At 33.6% G+C, this 12,104-nt stretch carries 11 protein-coding genes; 7 read left to right on the plus strand and 4 right to left on the minus strand.

Annotated elements, in window-relative coordinates; all coding sequences use genetic code 11:
* Positions 1–49 precede the first annotated feature (49 nt).
* Positions 50–874 carry a helix-turn-helix domain-containing protein gene (locus tag IRZ78_RS03620; RefSeq protein ID WP_194615219.1) on the minus strand — a complete coding sequence of 275 codons (825 nt, stop codon included), beginning with the start codon at positions 872–874 and terminating at the stop codon, positions 50–52.
* A gap of 164 nt (positions 875–1,038) precedes the next feature.
* Between IRZ78_RS03620 and IRZ78_RS03625 the strand changes: the two genes are divergently transcribed.
* The 6 genes from IRZ78_RS03625 to IRZ78_RS03650 all read left to right on the plus strand — a co-directional run bounded on the left by IRZ78_RS03625 (position 1,039) and on the right by IRZ78_RS03650 (position 7,177).
* The gene (locus IRZ78_RS03625) at positions 1,039–1,401 is read left to right on the plus strand and encodes an S-adenosylmethionine decarboxylase (protein ID WP_194615220.1); all 363 of its coding nucleotides are present in this window, start codon (positions 1,039–1,041) and stop codon (positions 1,399–1,401) included.
* 3 nt (positions 1,402–1,404) lie between these two features.
* Positions 1,405–2,634, plus strand: coding sequence for a DUF4178 domain-containing protein (locus tag IRZ78_RS03630; RefSeq protein ID WP_194615221.1), 1,230 nt, complete (start codon positions 1,405–1,407; stop codon positions 2,632–2,634).
* Positions 2,635–2,830: 196 nt separating this feature from the next.
* The gene (locus IRZ78_RS03635) at positions 2,831–3,046 is read left to right on the plus strand and encodes a DUF350 domain-containing protein (RefSeq protein WP_065451555.1); all 216 of its coding nucleotides are present in this window, start codon (positions 2,831–2,833) and stop codon (positions 3,044–3,046) included.
* The gene (locus IRZ78_RS03640; protein WP_194615222.1) at positions 3,039–4,559 is read left to right on the plus strand and encodes a polyamine aminopropyltransferase; all 1,521 of its coding nucleotides are present in this window, start codon (positions 3,039–3,041) and stop codon (positions 4,557–4,559) included. The genes IRZ78_RS03635 and IRZ78_RS03640 overlap by 8 nt, the downstream gene beginning before the upstream one ends.
* A complete protein-coding gene (locus IRZ78_RS03645; RefSeq protein ID WP_194615223.1) occupies positions 4,534–6,162 on the plus strand; it encodes an NAD(P)/FAD-dependent oxidoreductase in 1,629 nt (542 codons plus the stop codon). The genes IRZ78_RS03640 and IRZ78_RS03645 overlap by 26 nt, the downstream gene beginning before the upstream one ends.
* Positions 6,140–7,177 carry a hypothetical protein gene (locus IRZ78_RS03650; protein ID WP_194615224.1) on the plus strand — a complete coding sequence of 346 codons (1,038 nt, stop codon included), beginning with the start codon at positions 6,140–6,142 and terminating at the stop codon, positions 7,175–7,177. Before IRZ78_RS03645 ends, IRZ78_RS03650 begins: the two co-directional genes overlap by 23 nt.
* Positions 7,178–7,303: 126 nt before the next feature.
* Here IRZ78_RS03650 and IRZ78_RS03655 read toward each other — a convergent pair whose 3' ends face one another.
* The 3 genes from IRZ78_RS03655 to IRZ78_RS03665 form a co-directional block, all read right to left on the minus strand.
* Complete coding sequence (locus IRZ78_RS03655) at positions 7,304–8,065, minus strand: SGNH/GDSL hydrolase family protein (protein ID WP_194615225.1); 762 nt, start codon at positions 8,063–8,065, stop codon at positions 7,304–7,306.
* Between the two features lie 66 nt (positions 8,066–8,131).
* Positions 8,132–8,914 carry a DUF3050 domain-containing protein gene (locus tag IRZ78_RS03660; protein WP_194615226.1) on the minus strand — a complete coding sequence of 261 codons (783 nt, stop codon included), beginning with the start codon at positions 8,912–8,914 and terminating at the stop codon, positions 8,132–8,134.
* Between the two features lie 87 nt (positions 8,915–9,001).
* Positions 9,002–10,180: an acyl-CoA dehydrogenase family protein gene (locus tag IRZ78_RS03665; protein ID WP_194615227.1), complete on the minus strand. Its 1,179-nt coding sequence runs from the start codon at positions 10,178–10,180 to the stop codon at positions 9,002–9,004.
* A gap of 168 nt (positions 10,181–10,348) precedes the next feature.
* On the opposite strand from IRZ78_RS03665, the gene IRZ78_RS03670 reads away from it, so the two are divergent.
* The gene (locus tag IRZ78_RS03670) at positions 10,349–12,100 is read left to right on the plus strand and encodes a helix-turn-helix domain-containing protein (protein WP_194615228.1); all 1,752 of its coding nucleotides are present in this window, start codon (positions 10,349–10,351) and stop codon (positions 12,098–12,100) included.
* Positions 12,101–12,104 lie beyond the last annotated feature (4 nt).

Here is a 12,104-nt window from a genome sequence, read left to right on the forward strand (position 1 = left end):
GTCAAAAGTAGCGTTAAGAGAACTCTATAAATTGTATAAAACCGACATTTTAAAGTAGGAATGCAGGCGAAGTTTTGATGAGGTTATTGGTTAATTTTCCTGTACTAACTAAATATTCCTTAGGAGTTATTCCGGTATGTTTTCTGAATTCTTTTATCAAATGAGATTGATCTGCAAATCCGGCATCGTAACAAATTGTGGTTAGATTGGTTTCATCAGATTTGTATTTTAGTAGCTTTAAGAAATAATGTAGCCGTATAACGCTTCCAAATTTTTTCGGGTTTAACCCAATGCATTCTTTGAACTTTCTTTCCAAATGTCTTTCAGTATAACCCGTATAATCCACCAATTTTTTTAGAGTGAAATCGCCTTTATGGGCCACAATAAAATTCAACGAATTATTGATGATAAACTGATTTGAAACTGGTTTTGTCGCAATTAAACTGCTAAAAAATTCATTTAAAAGTCCAACTCTTTCCTGATTATTTTGTTCTGATAATTTTTCCTGAAGTAGAGCAATTTTTTGACCAAACACATCTTCAACAGGAATAATAGCATCCTGAAATTCATTGGCCGGAATGCCTAATAATTGATGTATTCCGTTGGGTTGAAAAACTACAATTATTAAAGAGATTTCATTATCAGAATAAATGTCTTTAAAGCCATCGAGTTGTCCGTATATAAAAGATGCGGGCAAATAATTCTTTACTTCATAATTATCAAGACCCGAAATAAGTTTGCTTTTTAAAGAGAATACAAGACCAGTATTGCCATCAGAAAACAAACGAAGTTTCTGTATAGCGGTTACTTCGTTATCTAAAAAAAGATAATGCTTTATATATGGCGCTAATTCTTTTGGCGGTGAAACTTGCATTGTTTAAATCTTAAAAAGCCGACTTTTACAAAATTAAGGATAATTTCCGGACTATGATTTTTCTACACTTTTTTTGGATTAGAAAATGGATTGAATTAGAAAAAGGCTTCTTGTTAAAATTATCTAAAAATATTATATATTTGATGCTGTATATAAATATTTTAATGGATTTACCCCCTTATTCACCGGGCTTACATAAACTGGTTACTTTACATGTCGCTGAAACTCATAAACTAACAGATAGTCAGGGGTTTGTTGCGATTACCAATTCAATTTTAGAGCAATATAATCTTGAGAAAGTAGGCGTTATTGTTCATGATTTTGATAATGATAGCTTCACAATTTCGTTTTGCCTGAAAGAATCCCATATTTGTATACACACCTGGCCAGAATACAATCAGCTTACTTTAGATGTTTATTTGTGCAATTACCAACAGGATAATTCGCAAAAAGTAAGGGACGTTATGACCCACTATATTGCTTATTTTGAAGGAACAATTATAAAAGATTTTGAAATTAACCGTTAGTTTATGAGAGTTCCTTGTTACAATTGTGATACTGTTACCGAATTAGAAGTTGGTTTTGAAGTAGTAAATTTTGTCTGTCCCAATTGTCATAGCTTGTATTGGGCAGATAGTGAGGGCCAGCTTCGTTTAAGATCTAAATTTAAGCCTGAGGTAAACTATTTTAATTTTAAAATTGGTGATAAAGGTTTTCTAAAAGGGTCTGAATATAGGGTTACCGGTGCGATAACCAAAAAGATCAACGGTGGTTATCATTGGAGAGAATATATCTTAAAAAATGATGCCGGCGATTTCGTTTACCTTTCTGAATCAGACGGGCATTGGATATTTTTGACCGAAATGGAAGAAAAATTTGATGTACGAACACACCCAAAATCGATAACGTATAATAGCAGTTCATTTCATCTTTATGAATATTCTGATACTGAAATAGACAATGCACAAGGATATTTTGATTTTGAATTACCCACTAAAAGAGTTCATTTGACAGAATATATTCAGCCGCCTCTGATGATTTCTATCGAAAAAAGGAATGGTGTCGAAACCGCTTTTCTTGGAGAATATATTAGTAAAAAAGAAATTAAAAAAGGATTCCCAAATGTTGATTTACCATACCAATCTGGTGTAAATATTGTCCAGCCTTATTATTTTGATGTAAATAATACGGCTATCATTTTTTGCATTTTTCTTTTAATGATCATTACAACAAACTGGTACATTTATAAAGATCAGGCAGAACAGGTTGTTTTTGACAAAGCGATTGCGTTTACTGATTTTAACAATCGGGAACTGACAAGTGGATCATTTGTTTTAAAAGGAGGTTCGGCTCCGGTGACTGTTCAGGTGTCTACAGATGTTGATAATTCATGGGCCAATGTAGATGTTGCCTTGGTAAATGAAACCACAAATGATGAAATTCATGCCAATAAAGATATTGAGTATTATCACGGCTACGAAGATGGCGAAAGCTGGACAGAAGGAAACTGGTCTGAAAAATTTAATATTTGCGGAGTAAAAGCAGGTAAATACCACCTTTTGATCAAACCGCTAAAAGCACCTGAAGATAGTAAAAACACGGCGATGAAAGTGAAAGTGGTATGGAATCAGCCTTCGAGTCGAAATGTATGGATCATTGCCATATTTATGATTGTGGTATATATCGTGATACGATATTTTAAAATTAATTTTGAAAAAACCAGGTGGGAAGATAGCTCTTACTCTCCCTACAGCGAATAACCATTATGAAAAGTATTTTTGATTTTATAAAGAATAATTTAGCCGCACTCGCAATAGGCTTTTTTTGTTTTGCGGCTTATTTGTATTTTGCTTATTCGGGAAACCGAATTTGCGATTGCGAAACAACAGAAAAATATAGCACATCAGGAAGTCGAAGTTCAGTTAACCATTTTTATCATAAATAAATTTCTAAAGTATGGATTTAATACATTATCAGCCCATCGTTAATTCGATCATTTATTCAGTTTTAGGGTTTGTTATTTTAATAGCAGCTTATTTCATCATCGAAAAAATGACTCCCGAAAACACTTGGAAAGAGGTTGTCGAGAAAAATAATATTGCTGTTGCTATTGTTTTGGCAGCATTTATCATTGGTATTTCAATGATTATTAGTGCCGCAATTCATGGGTAAAAAGTTTCTCAGGTTTGAGTTTTTATTGCTGTTTGCTGTATTTGTTATTGCGACCTGCGGGCTTATTTACGAGCTTGTTGCGGGTACTTTGGCCAGTTATTTATTAGGCGATTCGGTCAAACAATTTTCGTTTATTATCGGCGTATACCTGTTTTCAATGGGTATTGGCTCATTTTTTTCTAAGTTTTTCCATAAAAATCTACTCAATACTTTTGTCGAAATCGAGATATTGGTAGGCTTAATTGGCGGCCTGAGTTCGGTAGTTTTATTTTTATTGTTCGAAAGTGTCGAGTACTTTCAGTTCATTTTGTATTTATTGGTTTTTATAACAGGATTTCTGGTCGGGTTAGAAATTCCGCTTTTAATGAATATCCTGAAAGACAAAGTCGAGTTCAGAGATTTGGTTTCTAATGTTTTTACCTTCGATTATATTGGCGCTTTATTGGCATCGATATTGTTCCCGTTGATTCTGGTTCCTAAATTAGGGATCATGGGAACCTCATTATTCTTTGGGATGATCAATGTAAGTATTGCTATTGCTTTGTGTTTTCTTTTGAAGAAAGAATTAAAGAACAGTTACTTCTTAAAAGCAAAAGCCATTTTCTCATTTATAATTTTATTAGGCGTTTTTCTTTTCTCTGATGTTATCTTATCTTATTCAGAAGGAAAGCTTTACGGAGAAAATATCATTTATACGAACTCAACTCCTTATCAGAGAATCGTCTTAACGCATAATAAGAGCGATTACAGGCTTTATTTAAACAACAACCTACAATTCAGTTCCGCAGATGAATATCGATACCACGAAGCTCTGGTTCATCCTGCAATGTCAATTGCCAAAAACGTGAAGCATGTTTTAGTTTTGGGCGGAGGTGATGGTCTCGCAGTGCGTGAAATTTTAAAATACAAAGACGTTGAAAAAGTCACCTTGGTTGATCTTGATCATGGAATGACAAAATTGTTTCAAACCAATAAAGTGCTAACTGATTTCAATAAAGGTTCGCTTAACAACCCGAAAGTTACCGTTATCAATACCGATGCTTATATTTGGGCAAAAAACTGTAAAGAAAAATTCGATGTTGCGATTATCGATTTTCCGGATCCGTCGAATTATAGTTTAGGAAAGTTATATTCTTTGAATTTTTACCAAACGATAAAAACGATTCTGCAACCTGATGCAGCAGTGGTTATACAAACTACTTCACCTTATTTTGCGCCAAAATCATTTTGGTGTATCAACAAAACCGTCATGCAGGTTTTTCCTCAGGTCGATGCGTATCACGCCTATGTTCCTTCGTTTGGAGAATGGGGATATACCATTGCCATTAATGGTTTTGGAACTACTTTTAACAATGTAAACAGAAAGGCTGACGGATTAAAATTCTACAATTATCAATTTGACAGATTCAATTATTTTACCAATGATATGATCTCAAATGAAATTGAAATCAATCGATTAGACAACCAAATTTTAGTACGCTATTTTGATGAAGAATGGGGAAAATTACAGTAAATCAAGGCGCAGTTTTGTAAAAGGAATTGGAGCTTCTTTATTGTTAATTCCGTTTCTGCAATTTTGTTCCGATAAAATTATTCAACTGTTGCTTCGTTTGTCCGGAACCAATCATCTTTTGGGGCACAGGCTTTGGATAAAAGATTTCCCGGAACCAACATCTCAAATTCATATTCCGTATTTAATCGTTGGAGGAGGAATTTCAGGATTAAGTGCTGCCAGACAATTTCATAAAAAGGGAATTTCTGATTTTCTATTGGTTGAATTAGAGGGACATTTGGGTGGAAATTCATCAAATGGGGAAAACCGATATTCTAAGTTTCCACTGGGCGCGCATTATCTGCCGTTGCCTAATTTTAAGGACAAAGAATTATTACAATTTCTTGAAGAAGAAAAAATCATACAGGGTTACGATTCAAAAGGACTTCCTGTTTTTGATGAACTACAATTGTCTTTTGCTCCCGATGAACGATTATTTTATAAAAATAACTGGCAAGAGGGAGTTGTCCCGAAAGAAGGAAATTCTAAAAATCAGGATCTGGAGTTTCAGCGCTTTTTTAAATTAATGGATGCTTTTCGGGAAGGAAAGGGAAACGACGGAAAGTATTTATTTGATATTCCGCTTGGTCTTTCTTCAGAAGATGCTGCAACCAGAAGTCTGGATAAAATCACGATGAAAGAATGGTTTGAAACCAACAATTTCACAGCCGAACCTTTATTCAATTATATCGATTATTGCTGCAAAGACGATTTCGGATTGGGTATACATTATGTTTCGGCCTGGGCTGGTATTCAATATTTTGCGGGAAGAAAGCAAGATGCCACTTCAGATAAAAAAGACAGCGTTTTAACCTGGCCGGAAGGAAACGCCAGATTAGCTTCTCATCTCAAAAAATATACCGATCAAAAAACGCTGAAAAACCATTTGGTTTATGAGGTAAAAGTCAAAAATAATAAAGTGGTTGCCAAAGCGTTTGATGATGTCAAAAAGGTTTCGGTAGAAATTATTGCTGATAAAGTAATCATGGCAACACCTCAATTTGTAAATCAGTATTTGATAAAGGACCGAAAAGAATTCACAAAAGAATTTCATTATACACCCTGGCTTTTGGCAAGCTTAACCGTGACTGATTTAGCCGATAATTTTAGTTTTCCGCTTTCGTGGGATAATGTTATTTATGATGCAAAAGGTTTAGGATATGTCTATGATCAGCATCAGTCTTTAAATCAGGTTCAGCCCAAAAAGGTGATTACGTATTATTATAGTTTCTCTTCTGCTGATTTAAAAAAATCACGAAAAGAACTCTACAAAAAGAATAAGGAATATTGGAAACAATTCGTTTTTGATGACCTGAAAATTGCGCATCCCGATATTGAAGAATGTACAGAACAAATGGAAGTTTTTTTATTAGGTCATGGAATGGTAAGTCCTGCGCCTGGATTTATTTTTGGCAAAGCCAAAAAAGAAGCTTCAGGAAATATTGAGAATAAAATCTATTTTGCCCACACGGATTTATCGGGAATATCCATTTTTGAAGAAGCTTTTCATCACGGAATTAATGTAGTAAACCAAATTTTAGATGAAACAGCCCTGGATTCATAAAGCCAAAACCGATTTGACATTCATCATTGGTCCATCATTTTTTGTATTGGCCATTATATTTTTGTTGCAGGATTATATTACTGAAATAGAGAATAAATACTCGTTTTATACATGGCTTTTCCTTATTGTTTTTATTGATGTGGCGCACGTTTATGCCACTTTGTTCAAAACCTATTTTGTAGCCGATGAATTCAAAAAGAACAAAAAGAGATTGTTGCTTTTGCCCACCATTTGTTTCGCTATTGGGATTATTCTTTTTTCTTTTGGAAGTTTGGTCTTTTGGTCATTTCTGGCGTATGTGGCTGTTTTTCATTTCATCAGGCAGCAATATGGCTTTATGCGATTGTATGCGAGAAACGAAGAAAAAACCAGACTGTCGGTTTGCATCGATAATTTGGCAATTTATGCTTCAACTGGATATCCCATGTTGTATTGGTTTTTTTCGTCTGAAAGAAAATTCAACTGGTTTGTTGAAAATGAGTTTTTTCGTTTTGAGAATACCTTTTTGCTAGAGATCTTGTTTTGGATTTATATTTCAATTTTACTGATTTATGTAAGTTATACCATTTACAAAAGCATAAATAATAAGTTTTTTAATATTCCTAAAAATGCCATTATCCTGGGAACGGCGTTATCATGGTTTTTTGGGATTGTGTATTTTAATGATGATCTTATTTTTACGTTACTAAATGTAGTCTCTCACGGAATCCCGTACATGGCATTGGTTTATTTTAGGGAAATCGAAAATAAATCAACTAAGAGTTTGGGCGTTTTTAGTTATTTAAAAAGCTATAATGCAATCTTTATTTATATTCTGATTTTAATGGGAATTGCTTTTACCGAAGAATTTTTATGGGAAATTTTAGTCTGGAATGAAAACTTCTCCCTAACAACTTTTGATTTTTCTGGCTGGCAATTTTTGATTGTTCCGTTATTGAGTGTACCACAATTTACACATTATTTGCTCGATGGATTTATCTGGAAATCTAATAAAAGTCAAACTAAAATTTCTTGAAAAACTAAAATATCTCGTTTAGCCCCGATAGCAGCTATATCCTTTTATGGCGGGGTTCGCCATAAAAGGATATAGCTAATAGCCGGACAATTGGTGTTTTGGAAATTGATTTTATGCTTCTAAAAACTAATCCTGCAAAATCATTTTTGCCTGAGGAATCATACGATCTACAAACAATTTATAGGCCGTTTCTGAAGGATGTAAGCCATCTGAAGCTATTAAGTTGCTGTTGCTTTGGCGTGTAATGTCGGTTATAGAAATAAAACTCACTCCTTTGCTTATACAGGTATTTTCTGCAAAAGTATTGTATAGGTCAATTTCATTCGAAATTTGTGCTCGTTTTGAGCTACTGTAACCCGAGGCAAATGGCGTATAAGCATAATCAGGAATCGAAACTACAATTACGTTTTTCTTATCACCTTTTGCCAGTTGTATGGCTTTGCTTAGTAATTGTGGAAATTCTTTTTGATAGACAGAAAAGTCCATTTGCTGATATTGATTGTTGACACCAATTAAGAGTGTAACCAAATCATAATCTGCATCGAGATTTTCGTTATTTATTGCCGAGATTAGGTTTGCAGTGGTCCAGCCTGTTCTGGCAATTACTTTTAATGAAAAATCGGTTTGAGGATAAATTGTTTTCAAACTTGATTTTAACTGTTCAGGAAAACGACAAGTTTCGCAAACACTTTGGCCAATGGTATAACTATCGCCTAAAGCCAGGTATTTTACAGTACCTGAAATAGGTGTAGTTGGGATTTCTGTTTTGGGTGGAGTAACAGGCACGGGGGAAATAACTGCCGTTTTTGAAGCGGAATCGTCAGAACTACAGCTTAAAAGGAATATAGAAAGGATAACAATAACTATTTGTTTGAAATGTGATTTCATAATTTGTTTAATTAGATTCAGGATCATTTTAAACAAATAGTTACGTTATATAACTTGTTTTGGTTTTTAAACCATTTCGGTTTTCATCACGATTTCTTCTTCGATGGCATTCCAAAGTCCAATTCGTTTTTCTAATGCCAGGATCGAAATTTCTTCCACTTCTTTCCATTTTTGGGCATCATCTTCGCATAAATCAGAGATCATTTGCATCGCCATTGGGCCATGTTCATCGGCATCCAGTTCTATATGTCTTTCGAAATAATAAAGTAATTTACTTAAATCAATATCCGGAAGGTTTTGTTGAAAGTTTTTCAGGATTGCGGTAAACATACTTGGGATTAAATCTTCTCTTCCAAAAGTAAATGCTGCGGCAATTTCATGCGGTTTTCCTTCTTCGATCACTCTAAAAGTAAAGTCCAAAAAGGCTTTTGTGTCCGGATGTAAAGCGCTTTGTTTGATGGCAACAAAAATGTTATGCAATGAATTTACTTGGGATAAAAAGGTGTTGATTCCGGTTGTATCTGCTCCACAATCTTCCATTGCTTCAATATACATTTCATAATGACTTTGTCTTCTTCCGTCGATGCTTAAATCAGTTTCTTCGGCAAGAACAATTTCGTTGATTAAGTATCTTGTTTCAGGATTTTTTGTAGCAAACCAAGGTGTTGTAGTGCAGGTAAGTTTGGCTTGTAATGCTTTTAATAATGACATAAAATCCCAAACAGCAAAAACGTGGCTTTCTAAGAAACTATGCAAGTCATCGATGCTTTGAATTTTATTGTATAAAGAATGTTGTAAAAGTTGATCTTTTTGAGGTTGAATGCTATTGTGGATAGTTTCAATATTCATTTTCGTAAATTTTTTGCAAAGATAAAAAGCTTCCCGGTTAGAAGAAGCTTTTTATATTGTTTTTGTATATATTTTAATAGTTGTTTACTATTTAAAAGCTGGAATTCCAGTTACATCCATTCCGGTAATCAACAAATGTATGTCATGAGTTCCTTCATAAGTAATCACACTTTCGAGGTTCATCATGTGGCGCATAATCGAATATTCACCCGTAATTCCCATTCCGCCCAGCATTTGTCTGGCTTCGCGGGCAATGTGAATTGCCATGTCGACATTGTTACGTTTTGCCATCGAGATTTGAGCCGTTGTTGCTTTTCCTTCGTTTCTTAAAACACCTAAACGCCAGGTTAGTAATTGTGCTTTTGTGATTTCGGTAATCATTTCTGCCAGTTTTTTCTGTTGTAATTGTGTTCCTCCAATTGGTTTTCCAAACTGAATTCTTTCTTTGGCATATCTTAAAGCTGTATCGTAACAATCCATTGCGGCACCAATTGCACCCCAGGCAATTCCGTATCTTGCTGAATCTAAACAGCCAAGCGGAGCGCCCAGACCGGATTTATTAGGTAAAAGATTTTCTTTAGGAACTTTTACATTATCAAAAATCAATTCTCCGGTTGATGATGCACGAAGCGACCATTTATTATGTGTTTCAGGAGTCGTAAAACCTTCCATGCCGCGTTCTACAATCAATCCATGAATTCTTCCAGATTCGTCTTTTGCCCAAACAACAGCAATATCTGCAAAAGGCGCATTCGAAATCCACATTTTGGCACCATTTAAAAGGTAATGGTCTCCCTTGTCTTTAAAATTGGTAATCATACTTCCGGGATCAGAACCGTGATCTGGCTCTGTTAGTCCAAAACAACCCATGAATTCTCCTGTAGCCAGTTTTGGTAAATATTTGATACGTTGTTCTTCGTTTCCGTATTTCCAGATAGGATACATTACTAAGGAAGACTGAACAGATGAGGTTGATCTTACGCCAGAATCGCCACGTTCGATTTCCTGCATAATTAGACCGTATGAAATTTGGTCTAATCCTGCGCCGCCGTATTCAACTGGAATATAAGGCCCAAAACCACCAATTTCTCCAAGTCCTTTAATAATCTGTTTAGGAAATTCCGCTTTTTGAGCATATTCTTCTATAATAGGAGAAACTTCTCTTTTGACCCATGCACGAGCTGATTCGCGAACTAATTTATGTTCGTCTGTTAGTAAATCGTCTAGGTTATAGTAATCGGGAGCTTGAAATAAATCTGGTTTCATTTGTGATAGTTTTTACAAAAACAAATTTACGTAATAAAAATATAACAAAACAATGTTAAATTGTTATATTTTTACAAGACTTAAAGAAGAAAATTAGTATAAACCTTAATTAATTTTAGTTTATTGAAAATTTATAAGCTATTTTTGAGATTCCAAAAAACAAATTTAATGAGGCTGATCATCTCTTTTTTACTTTTTTTTGTTCTGAATACGGCAGTTTCTCAACAGAAAAAGGCTTTGACAGAACAAGAGTACTTAGTATTGCAAAATAAAATTAGGCTAACTGCAAATGCCAATGTAGATAGTGCTATTGTATTTGCTAATCAAATGGTGAAATCTAACAACAATAAACATTTGGCTTTTGCAAATGGAGCGTTGTCTTATTTAATTCAGTTAAAAGGAAATTCAGCAAAATCTAAAGAAAAATATCAGCTTGCATTAAAGTTCTTAAACAAAATGCCTGATGACCGGGATAAAAAACAACTGCGATCCATTTTATACAATTATAATGGTTTATCAGAATGGAAAAGAGGAAATTTTAGTGGAGCAATAGAGAGTTATCAGCAAGGTATTAAGCTTTCTATAGAAATTGGAGATATTATTCAAATTGTAAAATTTAAAAATAATATTGCCTCCATAAATGTAGCTGTGGGTAATTATCGTTTGGCTATCAAAGACTTAAGAGAACTTAATGATTTTGTCGATAAAAATGAAAGAGTTTACACCAAAGAGCAATTTTTAAATAATAAAAGCAATATCAATCTTATTTTGGCCGGTTCATATGAAGTTTATTATATGAAAGATGCCAAGAAAAAGATCTTGCTGGATTCTGCCGAATATTTTTACAAAAAAACAGTTAGTTATTCTCAGAATTTTCCTGATAATAAAATTGTGGCCAAATTAAGTTTAGGCAATATATATAGTTGGCAAAAAGATTATGCCAATGCTGAAAAAACCTACTACGATATTGTTTTTTTAGCGCATCAAAATAATATGCCAGAAATATTATGTACAGCAAATTATAATTTAGGAGATCTTTATTACACAACAAAAAAATACGATAAGGCTTTAGTCTTTTTTAAAAAATCAGATTCTATAGCGAATCATACTAAAACGAATCAGGTAGATTATCTTAAGTCAAATTATTATCAGGCCAAAATTTATAACATTCTTAAAGAACCTGAGCTTGCTTACAAACATTCGAAAATTTATTTGGATAATTACGAAAAGTCAGAGTCAAAATTAAATGACGAAATCCTGGAAGTAAATTATAAACTTGGTGTTGGAGATTTGACCAATGAAATGGTTACCATTCAGGAAAAATATAAATATGATGTTTTTCTCAATAAAGCATTGAAAGTTTTTTATGTTATTTTATTTGTCACTATCGTTTTTTTATTAATTAAAAACATAAGAGATAAAAATAAGGCCCATAAAAAGATGAATGACTTAATCGAGGAGTTTAAAGCTAATTTGGAAAAGAAAGCAAATACTCCTGAACAACAAGAAGTAGAAGAAGTTTTCGAGCAGGAAGAGATTTTACTCAAGAAAGAAAATGCCAATTTGAGTATCGATGAAGCGAAAGAAAATAAAATTGTCGAAAAATTACTCGCTCTCGAAAGCAAACATGAATACCTCAATGCCGATTTTACTTTGCCATATGTAGCAAAGAAAATAAAAACAAATACAACCTATTTATCTTATGTAGTAAATAAACGTTTTGGTAAATCTTTTGGAGAATATTCGAACGAACTTAAGATTAATTATGTAATCAACGAAATGATTACCAATCATATGTATCGCAAATATTCGACCCAGGCCATTGCAGAAAGTGTTGGATTTAAAAATGCAGTTTCATTTGCCAAATCATTTCGCAAAAGAACTGGAGTATCTCCAGCTCAATTTGCGAATAATATTTAATAAG

The organism is Flavobacterium sp. CSZ, from assembly GCF_015350725.1.
In the GTDB taxonomy this organism is placed as follows: Bacteria; Bacteroidota; Bacteroidia; order Flavobacteriales; family Flavobacteriaceae; genus Flavobacterium.